The organism is Paludibaculum fermentans (assembly GCF_015277775.1).
Classification (GTDB): Bacteria; Acidobacteriota; Terriglobia; order Bryobacterales; family Bryobacteraceae; genus Paludibaculum; species Paludibaculum fermentans.
The window spans coordinates 3,405,114-3,426,696 of sequence record NZ_CP063849.1; the positions used below are offsets into that span (position 1 = coordinate 3,405,114).

The window sequence follows — 21,583 nt, forward strand, 5'->3', positions numbered from 1 at the left end:
ATCCACCCGATGCAAGCCGCCGCCAACACCAACATCCTGCCCGCCCCGGCGCCGTCGCTCCGGCTCAACTTCGCCTGGACGGCCGCGGGCAACGGCGTCTACTCGGCTTGCCAGTGGGGCATGGTGGCTGTCCTGGCCCGCACCTCTTCTCCGGAGCTCGTCGGCCGCTACGCCCTCGGAATGGCGGTCTCCGCGCCCATCCTGCTGCTCGCCCAGATGAACCTGCGAGCCCTGCTGGCCACGGACGTCCGGGGCGAGCACCGCTTCTCTGACTACACCCTCCTCCGCTTCGTCACCCTCCTGGCCGCGGTCGCCCTCTCCGCCGGCTTCGCCCTCTTCGGCGGCTACGCCCCCGAGGCGGTCTGGACCATCGTCCTGGTCGCCGTCGCCCAGGCCATCGAAGGCATGAGCGACATCTACCAGGGCCAACTCCAGCAGGCCGAACAGATGGACAAACTGGCGCTCTCGCTCAGCGTGCGCGGCCTGCTCTCGCTGGCTGCCGTCACCGCCGTGATGATGGCCACCGGCAGCCTGCCCGCCGCCCTGCTCGCCATGAGCGCCTGCCGCCTCGCCGTCCTCTTCTTCTACGACCGCCCGGCCGCTGCGGCCTGCGCCATCCAGGCTGAGAACAGCCAGGACGTGCTCAGCCGCCGCCTGTGGAGCCTCGTGCGTCTCGCGGCGCCGCTCGGTGCCGTCATGATGCTCGGCTCGCTCTCCACCAATGTGCCCCGCTACTTCATCGCCCGGGCCATGAGCGAAGCGTCCCTCGGCATCTTCGCCGCGGTCTTCACCTTTGCCTCCGCCGGCAACATGGTCGTCAATGCTCTCGGTCAGGCCGCCACCCCCAAGCTGGCGCGCCTCAGCGCGGAGGGCAACCGCGCCGGCTTCCTCCGCTTGAGCCTCCGCCTCGGAGCCATGATCGCCGGCCTCGGCGCACTCTCCGCCCTGGGTTGCCTCCTCTTCGGCAAAGCCGTACTCACCCTCGTCTTCGGACCTCTGTATGCCGGTCACAGCGCCGCCATGGTGGCCGCTGCCCTCGCGGGCGGCGCCGGCTGGCTGGCCTCCATGAGCGGCTATGTCCTCACCGCGGCCCGCTGCCTCGGTCCGCAGGTACCCATCCTGCTGGCCTCCGTAGCCGTCACCGCCGCGGCCTGCGCCTTCCTCATTCCGCCCTTCGGACTCATCGGAGCCGCGGCCGCCCTTGGCGCCGGCTCGCTGGCCCAGGTCACCGGCAACTGCATCGCCATGCGAGGCAAGCTATGAACCCGAACCGCTCGCTGTTCGCCCGCTTCGCGTTCATCACGATGTGGATCTTCATCTTCGCGCTGTCGTGCGAGAAGAGCCTGGAACTGCCCGGCATCGGGTCACTCGGCCGCGTCACCGGGGCACTAGCCATGGGCGCCGGTCTCGTCGCGATCCTCGCCGAGGGCAGGTTCCGGATCCCCTCCCCGGCGCACATCGCCCTGATGCTGGTCGTTCTCTGGTCGTCCCTCACTTACCGCTGGACGGTCTCCACGGCCGCCACCGAGGAACGCATTACCACCTATGTTCAGCTGCTGTTCATCGTCGTCCTCATCTGGCAGCTCTGCCTGGAAGTGACCGACGCGAAACTGCTGATGGCCGCCTATGTCCTGGGCACGCTGGTGCCCGCGCTGGATACCTTCCGCCGCTATCTCACGGCGCAGGAGACCTTTTATCAGCGCTACGCCACCGTCGGCTTCGACCCCAACGACCTCGCCCTCACCCTCGCCATCAGCATCCCCATGTCGCTGTACCTGGCCGCCAACAGCGGTCCGCTGCTCACCTGGTGCTGCCGCCTGCAACTGCTCGCCGTCGTGGCCACCATCCTGCTGACCGCCTCGCGCTCCGGCACCGTAGCCATGACCGTCGCATTCTCCTTCGCCCTGGTGCTCTGGCACGGCGCGCCGCGCAAGCAGAAGATGCTCTCCGCCGCCGCCGCCGGCGTCATGGCCTGCATCATGATCGCCGCCGTACCGGCCAGCAGCTGGCTGCGGATCGCGACTCTTGGTTCCGAAGTGAAAGAAGGCACGCTCAACAGCCGCACCGTGCTGTGGGGCGCCGGTGTACGCGCCCTGGGCGACGTACCCCTGCAGGGCGTGGGCGCGGGAGCCTACCCCGACGCTATCGCTTCCGTGGTCGGCCGCCCCCAAACCTGGACGCCGGTCGCTCACAACACCTTCCTGTCCCTTCTGGTGGAGACAGGCTTTATCGGTTTTTCGCTGTTCCTGGCGTTCTTCGGAATGCTGCTCTGGACAGCCTTTCGGATGCAGGGACAGTCCCGCTGGATGTGGCTGGCCTGCCTGTTGGCGTGGACCATCGGAGTCTCCGCCTTAACGTGGGAAAATCGCAAACCCACCTGGATGATCTTCGGCCTGCTGCTCGCCCATTCCGCGGCCCGCGCACCTGCACTGGCGAGCCCGGGCAAGCGACAGGCCCTGCCAATGACTCCTGTCTGGAGGATGAGTTGAGATGAAGAAGCGGATTCTCCATGTCGTGCCCGACCTCATGCCGTATGGCTTGGAGCGGGTGGTCTGGTCGCTTGTTACGCGCGCCGATCGCGACGAATATGAACCCGGTGTCGTCAGCATGTACGACGCCGAGCCCGGCAGCATGGGCCCTGAGCTCGAGCGCCGGGGCGTGAAAGTCTTCCACCTGGGCAAACGCCGCGGCTTCGATCCGCGTACGTTCGGCTCCATGGCCTCAGTCCTGCGCGACTGGCGCCCGAACCTGCTACACACCCACAACTACGTTTTGCGCTATGTCCTGCCCGCGGCCGCCGCGGCCGGCATGCCGCCCATCGTGCACACCATCCACAACGTCGCCGATCGCGAAGTGGAACGTGTCGGCCAGTGGCTCCACCAGCTCGCCTTCCGGCGCTGGGTTCGCCCCGTGGCCATCGCCGACGAAGTCGCCGCGTCCTTCCAGCGCGTTTACAAGCTCGATCATCCGGCGCTCATTCCCAACGGCATCGACCTGACCCCCTATGCCGCCGCCCGGCAGGACCGCGGCGCCTGGCGGCAGCGTGAAGGTTTCACAGAAGACGAACTGCTGCTGGTCTGCGTCGCCCGCTTCTACGAACAGAAGAATCACAAGACGCTGCTCGATGCCTTCGCCCAACTCAAGGACGAACTGCCCAAAGCGCGCCTGCTGCTGGCCGGCGACGGCCACCTGCGCGGTGCGGTGGAACAGCAGATAGCTGCCCTGGGCCTCGGCAGCCGCGTCACCCTGCTGGGCCGCCGCGACGACGTCGCCGGCATCCTCGGCGCCAGTGACATCTTCGTGCTGCCCTCTCTCTGGGAAGGCAATCCGCTGTCGGTAATGGAAGCCATGGCCGCCGGACTCCCCGTCGCGGTCACTGCCGTCGGCGGCGTCCCGGAACTCGTCGAGACGGGCCGCAGCGGCCTGCTCTGCAACCCCGGCGACGTCGACAGCCTCGCCTCCGCCCTTCGCACCTTAGCCGGCAGCGCGGCACTCCGCCGCGGCTTCGGTGAACAGGCCATGGCGCGGGCCGAAGCCCGCTTCGGCGAACAGGCCATGGTTCGCGCCTACGAACAGCTCTATGCCGAAGAACTGGCCGGCAGGACTTCGAATGTAAGGAGGGCCGCGTAATGGCGACAAGCGTGGCACTGGAAACGAGAGAGGCTCGCCGGATGGGCGACGGCCGCCGCATCCTAATGTTCCTCACCAGCCTGGATGATGAAGGCGGAGCCGAGGTACAGGTCGTTCAGCTCGCCATTCGGCTCCACAGCCGCGGCTGGAAAGTCATGGTGGTCTCCATGCTCCGGCCCCAGTCGGCCGAAGCCCGCCTGCGCTCGGCCGGCATCCCGGTCTTCGGCTTGAATATGACACCGTCCGTGCCCGATCCGCGCGCCCTGCTTCGGCTGCGCCGCATCGTCGCCGGCTTCAAGCCGCATGTCATGCATGCCCACATGGCGCACGCCAGCCTGATGGCCCGCTCCCTGCGCCTGGTCGCTCGCATCCCGCGGCTCATCTGCACCCTGCATGGCGCCCGCATGTACAACACCCGCGGCCAGGGCTGGGCGCTGCGGGAACTCGCTCACCGCTTCACTGATCCCCTGGCCAACCGCACCACCGCCGTCAGCCGCGAGGCCGCCGCCCACTACACCGCCACCGGCGCCGTCTCGCAAAAACGCATGTTTGTCGTGTACAACGGCATCGATTGCGAGAAGTACAACTTCGACGCCGGCATGCGCATGATGATGCGCAGCGAGCTGGGCCTCACCGGCCAGTTCGTCTGGCTGGCCGCCGGCCGCCTGCAGCAGGTGAAGGACTTCCCCACCATGCTCCGCGCCTTCGCCCTGGCCTGCGACGACAGGCCCGACAGCCTGCTTCTCATCGCCGGAGACGGTGTCCTGAAACCGGAGCTCCAGCAACTCGCCTCGGAGCTGCATATCGAATCCAAGGTGCGCTTCCTCGGCCGCCGCAAGGACGTGCCGGCCCTGATGAGCGCCGCCGACGGCTTCCTGCTCACCTCCGTGTTTGAAGGTCTCCCCCTGGTGCTGCTCGAGGCCGCCGCCAGCAAACTGCCCGCCGTCGCCACCAACACCGGCGGAAATTCGGAAGCACTCGTCGATGGCCGCACCGGCTACCTCGCCGAGGTCGGCAATCCCGCCTCCATCGCCGCCTCCATGCTGCGCCTCTGCCAGCAACCCCAGGCCGAGCTGCAGGAAATGCAGCACGCCGCCCGCGAACATGCCCGGAACAACTTCGAGTTCTCCGGCATCGTGCGGCAGTGGGAACGAGTTTACGAAGAAGTCATCGCCCCCCAAGGAGCAAAGCGTTGATCACCTATTCCAAGAAGGGTCTGCGGGTCGCCGAAGCCTACTACGACGAGCCGGCCATCCAGTCGGGCGCGGACGTGCTCCGCTGCCTGAACTACGCGCAGCCCATCCACGGCGCCAACAGCCAGGTCTTCCATACCATCCACGTCGATCTCAGCCTCACGCCCGAAGAGATCCTGGCGCAGATGAAGCCCTCCACCCGCAGCGACGTCCGCCGGGCCGAGCGTGATGGCGTGCGTTGTGAAGCCACCGCCCAGCCCGACAACCGCTGGCTGGACGAGTTCTTCGCCTTCTTCGAACAGTTCGCGTCGGGCAAGGGCCTGCCCTCCCCCAACCGCGACCGCATCACCGGCATGCGCGATGCCGGCATCCTCGACCTCTCCCGCGCCCTCGATGCCGACGGAAACGTCCTCGTCTGGCACTGCCAGTACGGCGCCCAGGCCCGCATCCGCCAGCTGCACTCCGCCTCCCTGTTCCGCCATACGCCCGACAAGGACCGCGCCCGCCTCATCTCGCGTGCCAACCGCTACCACCACTACTGCGACATGCTGCGCTTCCGTGAGAGCGGCTACGCCATCTTCGACTTCGGCGGCTGGTACGCCGGCAAGGACGACGTCGAAAAGCTCCGCATCAACGAGTTCAAGGAAAGCTTCGGCGGCCAGGTCGTTCGCGTCTTCAACACCGACCGCGGCCTCACCGTGAAGGGCGTCCTCGCCGTCTATGCGCGCCAGGCGCTCGACCGCCTGCGGGGCGAGAGGTAACCGCCATGGGCAACCGCTGGACCACTCGCTACCTGCTCCGCTTCGACGACATCTGTCCCACCATGAACTGGGCCGTGTGGCGCGAAGTCGAGCCCATCCTGCTCGACAACGGCATCCGCCCCATCCTCGCCGTCGTGCCCGACAATCAGGATCCTCACCTCGTCAAGGGCGAGCACGACGCGGCCTTCTGGTCGAACGTCCGTGCTTGGCAGGCTCGCGGCTGGACCATCGGCCTGCACGGCTACCAGCATAAGTACGAGACGAAGTCCGCCGGCATCATCGGCCGCAATCCATACAGTGAATTCGCCGGCCTGCCCGAGGCCGAACAGCGCCGCAAACTGGCCGCCGCCTTCGGCATCTTCCGCTCACAGGGCGTCTGGGCCGACGCCTGGGTCGCCCCCGCTCACTCTTTCGACGCGCTCACCGTCCAGCTCCTGTCGGAGTTCGGACTGCACACCATCAGCGACGGTTACTCGCTGCTGCCCCACCTTGGCCCGCAGGGGACGCTGTGGGTACCCCAGCAGGGCGGCCGGTTCCTGCCCGTGCCCTGCGGCACCTGGACCGTCTGCATGCACTTCAATAGCTGGACCCGTGAAGACATCGCCAGGTTCCGCGCCGACGTGACCAGGTACCGGGCCCACATCGCCACGTTGCCCGAAGTCGTGGCCTTGAACGCGCAACGCCCCGAGAGCTGGCACGACCGCCTGTTCTTCCAATCACTGCGCACCCTGCGCGGAATGCGCGGGTAAGTGGAGCAGACGATGCATATCGCCTTTCTCATCACCAGAGCCGATGCCGTGGGGGGCGCCACCATCCACGTGCGCGACCTCGCCCGGTCACTGGCGCAGCACGGCTGCCGCGCCACCGTGCTGGTGGGCGGAGAAGGGCCTGTCACCGAAGAGTTCCAGCGTTACGGCATCGCTTATGAGAGCCTGCGCTGGCTCAGCCGCCCCATCCACCCCGTGCGCGATGCCCTGGCCACGGCTGAAATCGCCCGTGTCCTGCGCCGCCTGCGGCCCGACCTGGTGTCGCTGCATACCTCCAAGGCCGGCCTCGTCGGCCGTGTGGCGGCCGCCATCGCCGGCGTGCCGTCTGTCTACACCCCGCACGGCTGGACCGTCGGCGACCGCATCTCGCCAGCCGCCGGCAAGGTCTTCACGCTGGCTGAGCGCCTGGCCGCGCCCCTGTCCAAGCGCATCATCAATGTCTGCGAGGAAGAACGCGCCCTTGCTTTGCGGAAGCGCATCGCTCCGGCCGCTCAACTCGCCGTGGTTCACAACGGCATGCCCGACGTCGCCGCGCACCTGCGCGCCATGCCCGGACGGCAGCCCGCCCGCATCTTGTGTGTAGCCCGTTTCGAAGCGCCCAAGGATCATGCGACTCTCATCGAGTCACTGGCCCTCATTGGCCACATGCCCTGGGAAGCTGAGTTCATCGGCGAAGGCCCGCTCGAAGAAGCGGCCCGCCAGTTGGTGGAGGCGCGCGGCCTGGCGAATCGGATTCGCTTCGCAGGTGTCAGCGCCAAAGTGGCCGACCGGCTTGCCGCCGGCCAATTGTTCGTCCTGCCGACCCTGTCGGAAGGCTTTCCGCGCAGCATTCTCGAAGCAATGCGCGCCGGCCTGCCCGCCGTGGCGTCGGATGTTGGAGGTGTGAGGGAGGCGATCGTCGATGGAATCACCGGCACGGTGGTTCCACGCTCTAATGCCGCGGCCATGGCCTCGGCATTGGCGCAGTATGTGGCCGACCCGGCCTGCCGCGAAACACGCGGCGCAGCCGGCAGAAGCCGCTACGAATCCATGTTCACATTCGATCGCATGCTTGCCAGGACTCTCCGCGTTTATGAGGAGATTCTGCCGGCCAATTCCACGCTGCGCGCCCTGGTACCCCTCGGAGGTCAATAGAAATGGCTGCCACTTACCCCCTCTCCCTTCCCGCATCCCGTACTTTTCGCCCCGGACTGTGCACAACCGTCCTCTTCAGCGGCGACCTGATCGCCGTCGGCTTGTCGTTGGCCGTCGCCGCCACCATCCGGTTTGCACTCGGCGGCGAATACTCGCCGTCGTTCTATCTGCGGCTCATGCCGCTGTCAATCCTGTTTGCCCTCGTCTATGGTCTGTTCGGGCTCTACCCCGGCATCATCAATAGCGCCGTGACGGAGATCCGCAAGCTCTCCCTGGCCACCACCGTCGTCTTCGTCCTGCTGGGCACCCTGATGTTCCTCTTCCGCACCGGCGTCTACTACTCCCGCGCGGTGTTCTTCATCGCCTGGCTGATGGCGCTCTTCGCCGTGCCGCTCACCCGCGCCCTCGCCCGCGCCATCTTCGGACGCAGCGACTGGTGGGGTTACCCGGTATTCGTGATCGGACCTTCGGCTCTCACGGAAAGAGTGGTCGACGATATGCGCCGCCATCCCGAAGCCGGCCTGCGGCCTGTCGCCAGCTACGAAGCGGAAGCACTGGAAGAACTCGACAACTCGCATGGCGGCAGCTGGCTCGCCCAGTCGGCCAAGCTCCATGGCGTCGAACGCGCCGTCCTCGCCCTGCCCGAAGCCGGCCGTGAGGATATCCTGCGCTTCCTGGAATCCGAAGACTCCGTCTTCTCCCGGGTCTACCTCGTGCCCGGCATCGGCGGACTGTCCAGCTTCGGCGTCGAGACCCGCGACTTGGGCGACAGCCTCAGCCTCGAGGTTCGCCAGGATCTCGCGCTCTCCCGCTATCAGCTCGCCAAACGCCTCGTCGACCAGAGCCTCAGCCTCTTCGTCCTGCTTACGCTCAGCCCCGTGCTGGCGCTGGTGGCCGCCGCCATCCGGCTCGACTCCCGCGGTTCCGTCTTTCACCGCCAGACTCGCCTCGGGCTGGGCGGCAAGCAGTTCCGCATCTGGAAATTCCGCACCATGCACAGGGACGCGGCCCGCATGCTCGACGAGCACCTCGCCGCCTGCCCCGAAGCCCGCGAAGAGTGGGAAGCCAACCAGAAGCTCAAGAACGATCCGCGCATCACCCGCGTCGGCCGCATCCTGCGCAAGACCAGCCTCGACGAACTGCCTCAACTCGTGAACGTCCTGATGGGCGACATGAGCCTGGTCGGCCCGCGCCCCATCGTCCACAATGAAGTGTCCAAGTATGGCCGGCACTTCTCCATGTACACCCGCGTGCTGCCCGGTCTCACCGGACTGTGGCAGGTCTCCGGACGCAGCGATGTAGGCTACGGCCGCCGTGTGGAACTCGATACCTACTATGTGCGTAACTGGTCTCCATGGCTCGATGTCTACCTGTTGGCTCGCACAGTGCCCGTCGTGATCAAGGGCTCGGGCGCCTGCTAGTCCGGAGATCCGGAGAGATGCTTCGCACCGTTTCCATTCTGACCTTCCTCGGGCTGGCGCTCAGCGCACCGGTTCCCGCGGCGACCTATTACGTCGACCGCGTGAACGGCTCCGACGACGCCGACGGACAAGCGTCCAACAGCGCCTGGAGCAGCCTGGCGAAGGTCTCGAATTCGAAGTTTCAACCCGGCGACCGCATTCTGTTGCGGCGCGGCCAGCGCTGGAGCGAACGCCTCGTGGTGCCCTCCTCCGGCAGCCTGGATCTGCCGCTGTATGTCGGCGCCTTCGGGACCGGCAACCGGCCCATCCTCGATGGAACGAACGTGACTCTAGCCGACGATGCCTACGGCCTGTTGACCATCGAAGGCCACCTGAATGTCACCGTCTGCGGCCTGGAAATCCGGGGCTCGGCCAGAAGCGGCGTTCACATCTACACCTCCTCGGGCATCCGCCTCTGCGACATGTCCTTGAATAACAATGTCGGGAACGGCGTCCTGGTCTTCGACTCCAGCCAGGTGGTCATCGATCGCAGCGAGATCTTCTCCAACAGCCAGGCGCCCTGGGAGTCGTTTGCCGGCATCCGGATCGATGGCGCCGGCGGCGACTGGAAGTCGTTCACCATTCAGAACTGTAAAATCCACCACAATTTGGGCGGCGCGGACTGGGCGTCAGGCAATGGAATCGCCTTAGGCAACACGGGCAACAACATCCCGTTCCTGGAGCAGGTGCTGATCGAGAACAACCAGATCTACAACAACGGTAATCCTGACCAGAACCAGGCAGGCCGCGGCATTACAGCCAGCGCCCACGGGGATGTGACGGTGCTGGGCAACTCCGTCATGTCCAACGCTTCCGCCGGCATCTACCTGGGCGACTACGGTTTACGCCTGAACATCACGATCGAGCGCAATTATTTCTACAACAATGCCCTTAGGCAACTCGGGGGAACAACCGAGGGTTGGGCCACCGCCCGATACAATACAATTCTCGTTGATACGCCCGACATCACCGCTATGGGTGTCGAGATCGGAGGACTGGGCACCTGGACGATCACCAATAACGTATTTCGCTATACCACCCCCACGGACGATACTTGGCGGGGCTTCATTCGAATCAACGACTCCGACCAGGAGCAGCATCTGGTATCGGACTACAATCTGTTTTACTCTGCGGGCCCGAGACGCTGGAAACGATCAAATGACCAGGTCATCGATTTCAGGACCTGGCAGAAGTTCGGCTTCGACCAGCACAGCGTGGCGCCGCAGTAACGAAAAGGACTCTTCATGGCCGGAATACTGACCATTTCTCTGGACTTTGAGCTCATTTTGGGGAAGCTCGACAAGCCGGGATGGCAGCGCTTCGAGACGGTGTGTGAGACAGAACGCCGGGTTGTCTTTGACGGCCTCATGTCTTTATTCTCCGAATTTGACGTAAGCGCGACCTGGTGCACTGTTGGACATCTGTTCCTGGATCAATGCAGGCGGCAGACCGGCAGTCCCTCGTCTAGTCACCATTCGCACGCTGGCCCATGCTTTCCTCTCGACCCTTGTTCGAACGAACAGACCGCGCCGCTCTACTACGGCAAGGATCTGATCGACCGCCTGATAGCGTGTCCGACTCCGCAGGAGATCGGCTGCCACACCTACAGCCATGTCATGTACGGCGATCCGAAGTGCACGGAAGCGATCGCGGAACGGGAAACCGCGAAGTGCGTCCAACTTGCTGAGGAGCGTGGACTGAAACTGCGATCGTTTGTGTTTCCGCGCAACCGTGTGGGCCACCTGCCCGTCTTGGCCCGCCATGGCTTCGCGGTCTACCGTGGGCCGTCGCCGCGCTGGTTCGACCAGCCGGAAACGCCGCGCCTGTTGCGGAAAATCGGGCACCTGGCCGATATCTTCACCGCCCGCACGCCTCCTGCCGTGGAAGCGACGCCGTCGGTGGATGGCCTGGTGAATCTGCCGGCGTCCATGCTCTTCACTCCGGCTTTCGGGATGCGCCGGTTCGTGCCGGTCTGGCTGCGCGTGCTCCGCGCCCGCCGCGGCTTGCGCGAAGCGGTGAAGCAGGGCAAGGTGTTCCACCTCTGGTTCCATCCGACGGATCTGGCCGTACGGCCGGAAGCCATGCTGCAGGGCCTGCGGCAAGTGCTGGAAACCGCGGATGAACTGCGCCGCGCCGGGGAATTGGCGATTCTGCCCATGGGTGCCTTCGCGCCCCTCGAATCGCCCGCGCTGGTCCAATCCCGTTACTTGCCGGCCCGCGCCGTAGAGGCCTGGTAGGTCCACAACAGCTCGACGTCAACTCCTCCGGCCGCGTGCAGATCGTGGTACGCAAAGCGGCCGGAGCCCGTCGCGCCCTTCTCCCCCCACGCCCCTGACATCGTTTCGGGGAAGCCCAGTTCCTTCCAACGCTCCGACTCTGTCTCGAGATTCTTGGCATCGAAGGCCACGTGATGGAAGCCTTCTCCCTGCTTCGCCATCTGGTCTTCATAAATGGACGGGCCCTGCACGGGCTGGATCCATTCCATGACGATCGGGAACTGGCGCTGAAAGCCGAGCTTCATCTCAAAGCGTCCAGCCGCGCCCTTATACAGCTTGTCGCGGATCTCCGTGTGGGACTCCGTGATGGGGGCAAAGCCAAGTTTGGCCCAGTAGGAGGCAACGCGGGTCATATCCTTGGCGATGAGAGCCAACTGGGCAACCTGCGGACCTTTGCTCTCGGGCACGGGATCGGGCTCGGCGTCATAGTAGAGGCATAAGGTGAACTTCCCCTCGCCCCCGGTGTCGAGCATGACATACGGGACCTTCCAGCCCTCGTCGAACTCGAAAACGCCCTCTTCCAGGCGGGAGACACCCAGCGACTGGAGGCGGGCCGCCTCCATGACCATCTCCCCCATGGATGGCACTCGGAACATCAGCCCGAACACCCCTGGTCCGCGCTTGTCCAGGAACTCCTTCCAGGCCGAATCGCCCTTGACGGGCTGGATCCAATCCGCGCGCAGGTTGCCGAAGTAACCGCTGAGCATCGAGAACTTGTGCCCGCCGGCCTTGCCGCGAAGTTCCACTTTCACCGCCTGGTAGGGCTCCATATCCCCTTCATTCGGCACGCCGGCCTTCTCCCAGGCATCCGCCGTCGCCTTCGCGTCTCGCACCACCCACATCAGCCGGGGTGTCTGTTTGTAGAAATCGGGAGCTTGCCCGAAGAGGGGCAGGACGGTCGCCAGGAGCAGGCAGAAGGGGAGGCGGCGCATGGAGCGAACCGGCCTTATTGTACGATGCACCGGCGGCGGCTCACAATTCCGCGCTCCGCCGCCAGTGTTCTCAAGGCGTTGAACTAACGGTGCCAGTGAATGTCCCAGCCCATGTACTTGGTCAGGGCTTCGTGGACCGCGGGCGCCACGCGCGCCATGTTGGCCGCCACGTGATGCTCGAAGCCGTTCTCGCAGATGTAGCGCAGCAGGGTCTGCAGGTTCGGGATCTCCACGACACCGGCTCCGCCGAACGTCTCCAGCGGGTCGTCGGTGAAGTTGCCTTCGCCGATGTAGCCGCTGATCTTGCCCTTGCTGTCGGTGGTGGACACGCGCAGGTAGGTCATCGGGCTGGCCTTGACCTTGCCGACGACGGTACCAAAGGTGTTCAGCTTGCCCACCGTGCCGGCAATGATCTCCTGGTAATCCATGCGGGCGGACTCGAAGAAGTGCTTAGGCAGGTTGGAGCAATGGAAGCAGACCGCCTTGTTGGGGTCGCTGCCGTAGTTGTTGTTCCAGTCGAGCAGGGCGCTGGGCGTTTCCGAAGCGAGGGCGAGGGCATACATACCCACCACGCCCGGCACATCCACTTCGCATGCGCTGGGGAAGAGGTTGTTGCTCATCATGCTCATGATGGTGCAGGGCACGACGCCGAAATACTCTTCCATCGAGGTCCAGCACTGGATGGCGGTGACGGTGATCTCGTTGTCCTTCATCCAGCCGTCGATGACCGCGCCGAGCTTCGCCATCTTGATCAGGGCTTCGGCCGAGATGCCGGCGGTGGAGACATACTCGTGGATCTGCGCCAGTTTGGCGGTGACGGCGGCATCCTCATCCTTCAGCCGGTTGATGCGGCCGAAGATCTCTGAGAGGTCGATCGGATCAATGTCGATGCCGGAGCCTTCGAAGAGCTTCTCGCTGTAGCGCACGGTGTTGAAGGCCGTGGGACGCGCGCCGATGGCGCCCACGCGGCAGTTGCGCAGGCCCTTGACCACGCGGCAGACGGCGGCGAAATCGGTCAGGTCCTGGGCGAACTCGGGCGAATCGAGCGACTCCGTGTGGAGCGTGGTGAGCGAGTAGGGAATCTTGTACTGCTGCAGGTTGTTGCAGGCGCTCATCTTGCCGCAGAAGCTGTCGCGCCGCACGGCGATGGTCATGTTGTCGGCGCGATCGGGCGTGGCCTGGATCAGCACCGGCACGCGCAGGTCCGCCAGATTCAGGGCCTCGACGATTCCGCGCTCCTCGCCGAAGTTCGGCAGCGTGACGATGATGCCGTCGATCTCTTCGCGGTGCAGCTTGAATAGGCTCGCGCATTTGCGCGATTCGGCGCGCGTCTCCACGGCCCCATACTTGCTCTCTTCCGGCGACAGCACCACGACGCCGTAGCCCGCGGCTTCCAGCACGCGGATGATGTCTTCGCGGCCGGTCTTGGCCAGGTGGTCAGGGAAGAAGCCGCGGTTGCCGACGATTACGCCGAATGTCATTTTGCGTTGCATGAATTATTCCTTTCCGGACGGCACGAACTTCCAGCAGTAGAACGCGCCGATTAAGGTGAGTGCGACGCCCCACCAGATGTCGATATGCAGGCTCTCCAGGACTACGGGGTGTTCCGGCGGGTTCGAGAGGGCATAGATGCCGGCTCCGAAGATGATCACGCCGTAAACCAGCAGGAGGACGCCGGTGAAGAACCAGATTGAGATGTGTTTTGGCATGATGCTTACCAGAAGATGATCTGCAGAATCACGAAGACGATGGCAATGAGGATGGCCCAGAAGGCCGGCCGCTCATACAAAGGTACCTGACCTTCGCCTGGGATCTCGGTGCAGCCGTAGACCAGGCCGACCAGTTCCTTATCCGGCTTGGGTTTGGTCAACAGGCTGACCACGATGGTGACGACAAAACACACCAGCCAGGACCAGAGGGCGCGATACATGTTTTCGGCCATGTCCTTGGCGTTGGACGAGAAGGCGATGTAGCGGAGAGCGGAGGGGTCGGCTTTGACCCACGCCCACATGGCGATGGAGGCGCCGGTGCCGGTGAGCAGGCCCCAGAAGCCGCCCTGCGGAGTGGCCCGTTTCCACAGCATGCCGAGGATGACGGTGCCGAACAGCGGGGCGATAAAGAAACTGAAGAGCGCCTGGACGTAGTCCATGATGCTCTTGAACTCCATGACGAGGTACGCGGTGCCGATCGAGATGAGCACGCCGAGGACGGTGCACCAGCGGCCCATGAGAACGTAGTGGGCATCCGTCGCGTCCTTCTTCACAAACGCGCGGTAGATGTCGTAAGTCCAGACAGTGGCGAACGCGCTGACGTTGCCGGCCATGCCGCTCATGAAGCCGGCGATCAGGGCGGTGATGCCGAGCCCCAGCAGGCCCGGCCCGCAGTAGCGCGCCAGCATGATGGGCAGCACTTCGTTGTAGCTGTGGCCGCCGGCGGCGAGGGCGGCGCCTTCCCCGGTGAGCTTGAAGGGCAGCACGGCCAGGGCGAGCAGGCCGGGCAGGATAACGATGAAGGGGACCATCATCTTAAAGCCCGCGCCGATGATGGGCGCCATCTTGGCGGCGCGCAGATCCTTGGCGGCCAGCACGCGCTGGACGACCAGAAAGTCTGTAGTCCAATAGCCGAACGAAATCACCCATCCGAGGCCGAGCACAATGCCCGTCCAGTGGATGCCCATGGGGTTGTCGGTGAACGAGCCCATGGTGCTCCACAGATGCGTGTAGTCCTGGCCCTGCCAGTTGGCGTGGATCTTCTTGACCATGCCGTCCCAGCCGCCGGCTTCGACAAGCCCGACAACGGGAATGACGAGCGCGCCGACCCAAATAAGGATGAACTGCAGGACCTCATTGAAGATCGCCGAACGCAGCCCGCCGAGAGCCACATAGATAGCCACGGTAATCGACGAGACCCAGATGCTGAAATTGATGTCCCAACCCAGCACGACCTTCATCACGAGGGCCATGGAGTACATGTTGATGCCGCTCATGAGCACGGTCATGAAACCGAAGGAGACAGCGGAGAGGGCGCGGGAGGGTTCGCCAAAGCGCAGTTGCAGATAGCCAGGAACTGAGTGGGTCTTGGAGATGTAGTAGAACGGCATCATCACGATGCCGAGGAACAGCATGGCGGGGATGGCGCCGATCCAATACCAGTGCGTGGCCAGGATGCCGTACTGATAAGCCGCGGCGGCCCAGCCCATCAATTCGAGGGAGCCCAGGTTGGCCGAGAGGAAGCTCAGCCCGGCGATCCAGGCGGTCATCTCGCGGCCGGCCATGAAGAAGTCCTCGCCTGTTTCGGACTGACCCTTCAGGTAGAAACCGATGAGGAGGACGACGACAAAGTAGATGGCGATGATGGAGATATCGACGCCACCCAGGGAGATCAGTCGCGACGGAGCGGACTGCAAGAGCAACAGAGCTGGATTCATTCGGAAAGGCGCTCCCGTAAATCTGCAAGCGTTTGCAAAGGGCAATTATATGCCCTCGCCAGAGAAGATTCAACACTATCACGGAGAAGGCGGAATCAGAGCGGGTTTGGGATCGTTTTTCTACCGCCCGGCGGGGATGATTGGATTCATCGCGAGCATCGGGCTCGAGCGCCGCACAGCACCGCCGCGCAGGCTGATGACGGGGGCTCGACGCCATCCCGCCTCATTCCAAAGGATTGATTCCCATACATCGGAAGAGAGTTCGAATGCACGTTGCGTCCGGCCGCCTGGGATGCGGCGTCGAACCGATTCATTCCAGGAACGGAATGGCCGCCGGCGCGCCAGCTTGGGTGGTAGGTTTGCCAGGAGGCAGCGGATCCGGATAAAACCGGGTGGCTCCGTTTGCAGGGCACGGGCGGAGGCGCGGTGACCCGGGACCGCGCGCCAAACCGGAAAGCGTGGGTATAATGACGCGATATGCGCGGGTTGCAACCCGCGGAACTGGGCGTCGATCAGGAGGGACTATGTGCGATCAGGACCATTTTGAAGAGGACCGCCAGGAGTATGAAGCTCGCGGGCTGGTGACTCGCAAGCAATTTGGCGCCTTGTTGGGCGCCGGGGTCACGATGATGCTGCCGCAGGTGGCCAATGCCGTGACGGTGACCGAAAGCGAAGTGACTGTCACGACACCCGACGGCTCGGCCGACTGCTACTTCGTGCATCCGGCGAGCGGCTCGGCCGCGGCTGTCCTGATCTGGCCCGACATCTTCGGCCTGCGGCCGGCGTTCAAGCAGATGGGCAAGCGCCTGGCCGAGTCCGGCTACTCGGCGCTGGTGGTGAATCCCTTCTACCGCATGAAGAAGGCGCCGACTTCGGAGGGCGGCGGGTCGACGAACATCCAGGACGTGATGCCGCTGGCGAGGGCGTTGAACGAGACGACCCACATGACGGACGCCAAGGCGTTCATCGGGTGGCTCGACGAACAGAAGTCCGTCGATAAGAAGAAGAAGGTGGGCACGCAGGGCTACTGCATGGGCGGCCCGATAGCGTTCCGGACCGCGGCGGCGGTGCCGGGCCGGGTGGGCGCGGTGGCGTCGTTCCACGGCGGCGGCCTGGTGACGGATGCTCCGAACAGCCCGCATCTCCAGGCGTCGAAGACGAAGGCCCAGTTCCTGATTGCGATCGCGGAGAACGACGACAAGCGCCTGCCGAACGACAAGACGGTGCTGAAGGAGACCTTCGAGAAGGCGGGCCTGCCGGCGGAGATCGAAGTCTATGGGGCCGCACACGGCTGGTGCCCACCGGATTCGAAGGTATACAACCAGGAGCTCGCCGAAAAGGCCTGGAGCCGGCTGCTGGCGCTGTACGGGAAGGCGCTCGCTTAACTGGGCAAGCGGTTGTGGCGTGGGCCGGCTTTCGCGAATCTCCCGACGGGCGGTTCTAAGGCCGGCCGGGCAGATGACGGCGCTGCTATCGTTCTGCCACGGCTACGGCCGGATAGGCCTCGACATACTCTTCGCCGCCAGCGCCAGTGTAGGTGACGGCCCGCAGGTCGAAGTTGACCTCGTAGCGGACAACACCAGCGCGCCAGGTGGACGCCAGGAACTCGGCAAAGGTGCTCTCGCCTGCCTGGTCCGTCCGCAGGGCCTTGATGAGGGCCTCGCGATGGAAGGCCGGTACATCGACGGGTCCGCTGACCAGAGGCGTGCCTTGGATCACGACCGGTCCGAGGCGGGTCAAATAGAGGCTCTGGCAGGCAGGCAGGCTCCACTGATTGCTCGTTACACCCGCCTGCCGGAGCGTCTCGGCCAGATAGGGGAAGCCGCCCACCCTCGGCCGGCCTGCCATTGCCCGCTGCAGCGCGGCTTTCAAATTGTCCAGCGCGGCGCTCACCGGATCGCTCCCATGCAGGCAGTCTTCGTCCAGGACATCTCCATTCGGTGGTTCTCCTTAAGCGGTCGGCATTCTCTTTAGCTGGTTGGCGGCGACGAGCTTCCGGAGTATCGACACAAGCTGTTCCCTCTCCTTCGCGGGCAGGTGAGAGAAGAACTCTTCGTCGTTCCGGTCAGCGAGGGCGGCCAATGCGGGTACGGCCGCACGCCCCGCGGCCGTTAGGTTCACTTCCTGAAACCGGCGGTCATCGCCGGCCTCCTTGCGGGTCACCAGGCCCTTGAGAAGGAGCCTGTCGATGAGTTTTGACACCGCCCCGCGCGTCAATCCGCTGGAAGCCGCCAGCCGGCTAGGTGACGTCTCCCGGGCGTCAAAGAGTTCACGGAGGATCACCCATTCCGCGACGGTCACTCCGGTGTTCTCCAACTTACGGGCGAAGCCCTGAGACACATGGTTGGACACGAATCGCAGCCAGAAGCCGATGTGGCTTTCCAGGCTGCTCACGGCCGGGGCGGCTTTGCTCTTCACAGTTCCATATTAGTTTCCTATTCAACTATTGTCAAGGAAACTGTATGAGAGAAGACTCCACTGCCGCGCAACGGGACCGGACGCTTCTTCGGGCACGCGATGTCCGCCGCCACAGGAAGACGGCCACGGCGGCGGTCCACAGCAGCAGGATGCCGGTCCTCATCCAGGTGACCGTGGCGGCCGAGATGGTGAGGCCGGTTGCCACGGTCAGCCAGGCCGCCAGACACAAGGGGCATTTCGGCAAGATCAGCAGAAGCAACCCGGACAGGATTGAAGCAGCGGCCCGGGCGGGCCGGCGTGGTACCGGCCCGCAGGCGCAACCCGGGGCAGTCATCGCGCCACGGCCTCGTGGCTGCAGCAGGCCGCCGCCGCCTGGACCCGCGGATACTCATCGTGACGCCGCCACCAGACGCCTGCCTCGTTGCGGCCCTTGGGGGCACGGTCGAGCCACTGGTACATGCCCCAGAGCCCGTCGACGCCACGCGCATAGCTGGAGTAGCAGTGGTAGATGGCTCCCTCCTCCTGCACGAAGGTACTCACGCCGGGCCGCTCGCGCCGGTATGCCGCCGTGTCGGTCCCGCACATGGCTGCGAACTGGGCAACCGCACCACCACTTTGCTGGGCGGCCGGCAACGGCAACGGCTTTTCGCGGCGATAGTTGTACTCGATCCCTTCGCTCTGTTGCTGCGGACTATAGGAGGCCGAGTAGTCGAAGTTGAAGCCTCCGTCCACGGAAGACGCCCAGGGGAAGGTCCAGCCCATGCGCTGCCGGTAAGCCAGCAGCTTCTCCAGAGGCGCGCGGGACACGGCCCAGAACATGACGTCGTGGTTGGCCAGGTGGACGGCGACGCCGTTGAAGCCGTCGGCCACGGCAGAGCAGGACGGGCAGCCCGCCTGAAACTCGGGGCCGTACATGAAGTGATAGACCAGGAGCTGCGAACGCCCGCGGAAGAGATCCGCCAGCGAGGCGCTTCCCTGCTCTGTATCGAACTGGTAGTCCCTGTCGAGGCGCACCCAAGGCAGTTCCTGCCTGCGTTGCGCCAGTTCATCGCCGCGACGCGTCAGTTCCTTCTCTTCATTCAGAAGTTGCAGCCGCGCGGCCAGCCACTCTTCGCGGGTTCCGGTGGTGTGTTGTGTCATTGTGTTTGTCCTCATTTCCTTCGGTAGAATTCAGTAATCGCTGCCTGCAAGACCAACTTAGGCCCGGATGCTGAAATCGCGGGAGTGACAAGCGTGGCGGGATTCCCATGGACTCACTGATCACGGCCGCGGCGCGGGCGCTGGCCGCGGGCGATCCGCTGGGCGCCTTGAAGCGTGTCGCCCTGCGTGACGATGCGCCGGCCCTGGCATTGCGAGGGATCGCGATGGCGCAACTGGGCGAGTTCGCGCGGGCGAAGATGCTGTTGCGCAGTGCCGCCCGGGCGTTCGGTCCGAGAGAGGCGGTGGCCCGTGCGCGCTGTGCCGTGGCGGAGGCGGAGGTCGCTCTGGTTTCGCGAGACCTGGGCTGGCCGGCGAAGGCCCTGGAGGCGGCGCGCACCACACTGGAAGCTCATGGCGACCGCTTGAATTCCGCCTATGCACGGTATCTTGCGATCCGGCGCCTGCTGTTGATTGGACATCTGAAGGAGGCGGAGCGAGGGCTGGCCGAGCTTGACCCGTCGTTGTTCCCGGCCCCCTTGCGGGCGACCCACGAACTCGCCGTGGCCGGGGTTGCGATGCGGCGGCTGAGGACGCAGTCCGCGCGGGATGCGCTGGACCGGGCAGAGGAGGCGGCGCGGCAGGCGAAGATCCCGGCGCTGATGGCGGAGGTGGAGAGCGCAGCCCGCTTGCTGCAGACTCCGGCGGCCCGGCTGATCGCGAGCGGCGAAGAGAGGCTGCTCCTCCTGGAAGAGGTGGAAGCGGTGTTGGCGTCGCGGGCGCTGGTGGTGGACGCATGCCGGCTGGTGGTGCGGGACCGAGGAACCGTTGTGCCGCTGGCCCGGCGGCCGGTCTTGTTCGCGCTGGCGCGAACCCTGGGCGAAGCGTGGCCTGGAGATGTGCCCAGGGATGTCCTGCTGACACGGGCGTTTGGAGCGAGGCTTGCCGATGAATCGCATCGGGCGCGGCTGCGGGTCGAGATCGGACGGCTGCGGAGGGCGCTGCGAGGGATGGCCGTGGTCAGCGCGACCAAGCGAGGGTTTGCGTTGGCGCCGAGCCGTGCCGGCGAGATCGTCGTGCTGGCGCAGCCCGTCGAGGATGAGCATGCGGGGGTGCTGGCCTTCCTGATGGACGGGGAATCGTGGTCGAGTTCCGCGCTGGCGCTGGCGCTGGGCACAAGCCAACGGACCGTGCAGCGGGCGCTCGACTCACTGGCGGCGGCAGGCAAGGTGCAGTGGGTGGGCCGCGGCCGGGCACGGCGCTGGATGACGCCGCCGGTGCCCGGATTCACGACGATCTTGTTACTCCCTACGTTGCTGCCGGTTGATTAAGGTGGACATATGAAGGAATCACCAGCCGAGATAGTGCGGGAGTATGGGCCGTTTCCGGGGGTTGAGCGCGTGAATGGAGTCACGTACGACGGGGCGAGCGTCTGGTTCGCATCGGGCGGCCAGTTGAATGCACTGGATCCGGCGAGCGGGGCGATGACGCGTTCGATCGAGGTGGCGGCCCATGCGGGTACGGCCTTCGACGGGCAGCACCTGTTTCAGATTGCCGAGGACCGGATCCAGAAGATTGATCCGCAGACGGGCCAGGTGCTGGCGACGATCCCGGCGCCGGGCGGCGGCGGAGACTCGGGCCTGGCGTGGGCGGAGGGGTCGCTGTGGGTGGGCCAGTACCGGAGCCGGAAGATCCACCAGGTGGATCCGGGGACGGGGGCGATCCTGCGTACGATCGAGTCGAACCGGTTTGTCACGGGCGTTACGTGGGTGGATGGCGAGCTGTGGCACGCGACTTGGGAAGGGGATGAGAGCGAACTGAGGCACGTGGATCCGGGTACGGGCGAGGTACTGGAGCGGTTGGAGATGCCGGCCGGCGTGAATGTCTCCGGGTTGGAGTCCGATGGCGGGGACCGATTCTTCTGCGGGGGTGGGGGGACCGGCAAGGTGCGAGCGGTGCGGCGGCCGAAGTGGCAGGAGTGACGGCGCGGGCCTCTGCAGTAAAATTGGGCCATGATCCGTCAGATTGCGCCTTTGTTCTTCACGTTGGACATTCCCGCTACGCTGGCCTATTACAGCGAGAAGCTCGGTTTCGAGTGCCTGGGGACCTGGCAGGATCCCCCGGTCTATGCGATTGTGGCGCGGGACGGGCACGCGATTCATTTCCGGTGCGCTGAGCCTCCGACGGCGAATCCGGGCAAGTACGAGGATGAGCTGCTCGACGCGTATTTGTTCATTCAAGATGCGGACGCGCTGTATGCGGAGTATGCCGCCAAAGGGGTGGAGTTTGCGCGCGGGGTGGAGGATATGCCGTGGCTGGCGCGCGAGTTCGTGGTGAAGGATTGCGATGGCCGGCTGCTGGCCTTCGGGGCGAATTTGTAGGGGGGGCGGTGGGGCCGTACCGTTGGAGGCGCGGGGGGAATGGGTCGTCCGAATGGGGTCGTTGCAG

21 protein-coding genes are annotated in these 21,583 nt (G+C 65.0%); 14 read left to right on the forward strand and 7 right to left on the reverse strand.

Annotated elements, in window-relative coordinates:
- Window positions 1-9 precede the first annotated feature (9 nt).
- From IRI77_RS13260 to IRI77_RS13305, 10 genes are read left to right on the forward strand one after another with little or no spacing between them, the layout of a single operon-like run.
- Window positions 10-1,263, forward strand: a complete 1,254-nt coding sequence (locus IRI77_RS13260) for a lipopolysaccharide biosynthesis protein (RefSeq protein WP_194452525.1) — start codon at window positions 10-12, stop codon at window positions 1,261-1,263.
- Window positions 1,260-2,489 (forward strand): O-antigen ligase family protein, encoded by a 1,230-nt coding sequence (locus IRI77_RS13265; RefSeq protein ID WP_194452526.1) that lies wholly within the window; start codon window positions 1,260-1,262, stop codon window positions 2,487-2,489. Before IRI77_RS13260 ends, IRI77_RS13265 begins: the two co-directional genes overlap by 4 nt.
- 1 nt (window position 2,490) lies before the next feature.
- Window positions 2,491-3,630 (forward strand): glycosyltransferase, encoded by a 1,140-nt coding sequence (locus tag IRI77_RS13270; RefSeq protein ID WP_194452527.1) that lies wholly within the window; start codon window positions 2,491-2,493, stop codon window positions 3,628-3,630.
- Window positions 3,630-4,826, forward strand: a complete 1,197-nt coding sequence (locus tag IRI77_RS13275; RefSeq protein ID WP_194452528.1) for a glycosyltransferase — start codon at window positions 3,630-3,632, stop codon at window positions 4,824-4,826. Before IRI77_RS13270 ends, IRI77_RS13275 begins: the two co-directional genes overlap by 1 nt.
- The gene (locus tag IRI77_RS13280; RefSeq protein WP_194452529.1) at window positions 4,823-5,584 is read left to right on the forward strand and encodes a hypothetical protein; all 762 of its coding nucleotides are present in this window, start codon (window positions 4,823-4,825) and stop codon (window positions 5,582-5,584) included. Before IRI77_RS13275 ends, IRI77_RS13280 begins: the two co-directional genes overlap by 4 nt.
- Before the next feature lie 5 nt (window positions 5,585-5,589).
- Window positions 5,590-6,333: a DUF2334 domain-containing protein gene (locus IRI77_RS13285; RefSeq protein ID WP_194452530.1), complete on the forward strand. Its 744-nt coding sequence runs from the start codon at window positions 5,590-5,592 to the stop codon at window positions 6,331-6,333.
- A gap of 12 nt (window positions 6,334-6,345) precedes the next feature.
- Entirely contained in the window at window positions 6,346-7,485 is a 1,140-nt protein-coding gene (locus tag IRI77_RS13290; protein ID WP_194452531.1) for a glycosyltransferase family 4 protein, read from the forward strand.
- A 2-nt stretch (window positions 7,486-7,487) separates the two neighbouring features.
- A complete protein-coding gene (gene wbaP / locus IRI77_RS13295) occupies window positions 7,488-8,906 on the forward strand; it encodes an undecaprenyl-phosphate galactose phosphotransferase WbaP (protein ID WP_194452532.1) in 1,419 nt (472 codons plus the stop codon).
- Between the two features lie 17 nt (window positions 8,907-8,923).
- On the forward strand, window positions 8,924-10,174 hold the full coding sequence (locus tag IRI77_RS13300; protein ID WP_194452533.1) for a right-handed parallel beta-helix repeat-containing protein: 1,251 nt from the start codon (window positions 8,924-8,926) through the stop codon (window positions 10,172-10,174).
- A gap of 15 nt (window positions 10,175-10,189) precedes the next feature.
- Complete coding sequence (locus tag IRI77_RS13305) at window positions 10,190-11,182, forward strand: polysaccharide deacetylase family protein (RefSeq protein ID WP_194452534.1); 993 nt, start codon at window positions 10,190-10,192, stop codon at window positions 11,180-11,182.
- Here IRI77_RS13305 and IRI77_RS13310 read toward each other — a convergent pair.
- The 4 genes from IRI77_RS13310 to IRI77_RS13325 form a co-directional block, all read right to left on the reverse strand.
- Window positions 11,149-12,153: a VOC family protein gene (locus tag IRI77_RS13310; protein ID WP_194452535.1), complete on the reverse strand. Its 1,005-nt coding sequence runs from the start codon at window positions 12,151-12,153 to the stop codon at window positions 11,149-11,151. The two genes, IRI77_RS13305 and IRI77_RS13310, sit on opposite strands and share 34 nt — an antisense overlap.
- Window positions 12,154-12,236: 83 nt before the next feature.
- Entirely contained in the window at window positions 12,237-13,646 is a 1,410-nt protein-coding gene (locus tag IRI77_RS13315) for an L-fucose/L-arabinose isomerase family protein (RefSeq protein WP_194452536.1), read from the reverse strand.
- 3 nt (window positions 13,647-13,649) lie between these two features.
- Complete coding sequence (locus tag IRI77_RS13320) at window positions 13,650-13,862, reverse strand: hypothetical protein (protein WP_194452537.1); 213 nt, start codon at window positions 13,860-13,862, stop codon at window positions 13,650-13,652.
- A gap of 5 nt (window positions 13,863-13,867) precedes the next feature.
- The gene (locus IRI77_RS13325) at window positions 13,868-15,580 is read right to left on the reverse strand and encodes a sodium:solute symporter family protein (RefSeq protein ID WP_194452538.1); all 1,713 of its coding nucleotides are present in this window, start codon (window positions 15,578-15,580) and stop codon (window positions 13,868-13,870) included.
- Window positions 15,581-16,104: 524 nt separating this feature from the next.
- Here IRI77_RS13325 and IRI77_RS13330 point away from each other — a divergent pair.
- The gene (locus IRI77_RS13330; protein ID WP_194452539.1) at window positions 16,105-16,965 is read left to right on the forward strand and encodes a dienelactone hydrolase family protein; all 861 of its coding nucleotides are present in this window, start codon (window positions 16,105-16,107) and stop codon (window positions 16,963-16,965) included.
- An 85-nt stretch (window positions 16,966-17,050) separates the two neighbouring features.
- Here IRI77_RS13330 and IRI77_RS13335 read toward each other — a convergent pair whose 3' ends face one another.
- The 3 genes from IRI77_RS13335 to IRI77_RS13345 all read right to left on the reverse strand — a co-directional run bounded on the left by IRI77_RS13335 (window position 17,051) and on the right by IRI77_RS13345 (window position 19,138).
- Window positions 17,051-17,473 carry a DUF1398 domain-containing protein gene (locus IRI77_RS13335; protein WP_194452540.1) on the reverse strand — a complete coding sequence of 141 codons (423 nt, stop codon included), beginning with the start codon at window positions 17,471-17,473 and terminating at the stop codon, window positions 17,051-17,053.
- A 57-nt stretch (window positions 17,474-17,530) separates the two neighbouring features.
- Window positions 17,531-17,998 carry a MarR family winged helix-turn-helix transcriptional regulator gene (locus IRI77_RS13340; RefSeq protein WP_194452541.1) on the reverse strand — a complete coding sequence of 156 codons (468 nt, stop codon included), beginning with the start codon at window positions 17,996-17,998 and terminating at the stop codon, window positions 17,531-17,533.
- Between the two features lie 330 nt (window positions 17,999-18,328).
- A complete protein-coding gene (locus IRI77_RS13345; RefSeq protein ID WP_194452542.1) occupies window positions 18,329-19,138 on the reverse strand; it encodes a DUF899 domain-containing protein in 810 nt (269 codons plus the stop codon).
- Window positions 19,139-19,245: 107 nt separating this feature from the next.
- On the opposite strand from IRI77_RS13345, the gene IRI77_RS13350 reads away from it, so the two are divergent.
- From IRI77_RS13350 to IRI77_RS13360, 3 genes are read left to right on the forward strand one after another with little or no spacing between them, the layout of a single operon-like run.
- A complete protein-coding gene (locus IRI77_RS13350; protein ID WP_194452543.1) occupies window positions 19,246-20,466 on the forward strand; it encodes a helix-turn-helix domain-containing protein in 1,221 nt (406 codons plus the stop codon).
- Between the two features lie 9 nt (window positions 20,467-20,475).
- Entirely contained in the window at window positions 20,476-21,117 is a 642-nt protein-coding gene (locus tag IRI77_RS13355) for a Vgb family protein (protein WP_194452544.1), read from the forward strand.
- A gap of 30 nt (window positions 21,118-21,147) precedes the next feature.
- A complete protein-coding gene (locus IRI77_RS13360) occupies window positions 21,148-21,516 on the forward strand; it encodes a VOC family protein (RefSeq protein ID WP_194452545.1) in 369 nt (122 codons plus the stop codon).
- The last annotated feature ends 67 nt before the right edge of the window (window positions 21,517-21,583 follow it).

Coding starts and splice junctions, on each gene's coding strand:
- IRI77_RS13310 (WP_194452535.1), bottom strand. CDS start 12,153: ATGCGCCGCCTCCCCTTCTGCCTGCTCCTGGCGACCGTCCTGCCCCTC.
- IRI77_RS13330 (WP_194452539.1), top strand. CDS start 16,105: ATGTGCGATCAGGACCATTTTGAAGAGGACCGCCAGGAGTATGAAGCT.
- IRI77_RS13350 (WP_194452543.1), top strand. CDS start 19,246: ATGGACTCACTGATCACGGCCGCGGCGCGGGCGCTGGCCGCGGGCGAT.
- IRI77_RS13265 (WP_194452526.1), top strand. CDS start 1,260: ATGAACCCGAACCGCTCGCTGTTCGCCCGCTTCGCGTTCATCACGATG.
- IRI77_RS13305 (WP_194452534.1), top strand. CDS start 10,190: ATGGCCGGAATACTGACCATTTCTCTGGACTTTGAGCTCATTTTGGGG.
- IRI77_RS13360 (WP_194452545.1), top strand. CDS start 21,148: ATGATCCGTCAGATTGCGCCTTTGTTCTTCACGTTGGACATTCCCGCT.
- IRI77_RS13270 (WP_194452527.1), top strand. CDS start 2,491: ATGAAGAAGCGGATTCTCCATGTCGTGCCCGACCTCATGCCGTATGGC.
- IRI77_RS13315 (WP_194452536.1), bottom strand. CDS start 13,646: ATGCAACGCAAAATGACATTCGGCGTAATCGTCGGCAACCGCGGCTTC.
- IRI77_RS13345 (WP_194452542.1), bottom strand. CDS start 19,138: ATGACACAACACACCACCGGAACCCGCGAAGAGTGGCTGGCCGCGCGG.
- IRI77_RS13290 (WP_194452531.1), top strand. CDS start 6,346: ATGCATATCGCCTTTCTCATCACCAGAGCCGATGCCGTGGGGGGCGCC.
- IRI77_RS13355 (WP_194452544.1), top strand. CDS start 20,476: ATGAAGGAATCACCAGCCGAGATAGTGCGGGAGTATGGGCCGTTTCCG.
- IRI77_RS13260 (WP_194452525.1), top strand. CDS start 10: ATGCAAGCCGCCGCCAACACCAACATCCTGCCCGCCCCGGCGCCGTCG.
- IRI77_RS13275 (WP_194452528.1), top strand. CDS start 3,630: ATGGCGACAAGCGTGGCACTGGAAACGAGAGAGGCTCGCCGGATGGGC.
- IRI77_RS13325 (WP_194452538.1), bottom strand. CDS start 15,580: ATGAATCCAGCTCTGTTGCTCTTGCAGTCCGCTCCGTCGCGACTGATC.
- IRI77_RS13300 (WP_194452533.1), top strand. CDS start 8,924: ATGCTTCGCACCGTTTCCATTCTGACCTTCCTCGGGCTGGCGCTCAGC.
- wbaP (WP_194452532.1), top strand. CDS start 7,488: ATGGCTGCCACTTACCCCCTCTCCCTTCCCGCATCCCGTACTTTTCGC.
- IRI77_RS13285 (WP_194452530.1), top strand. CDS start 5,590: ATGGGCAACCGCTGGACCACTCGCTACCTGCTCCGCTTCGACGACATC.
- IRI77_RS13320 (WP_194452537.1), bottom strand. CDS start 13,862: ATGCCAAAACACATCTCAATCTGGTTCTTCACCGGCGTCCTCCTGCTG.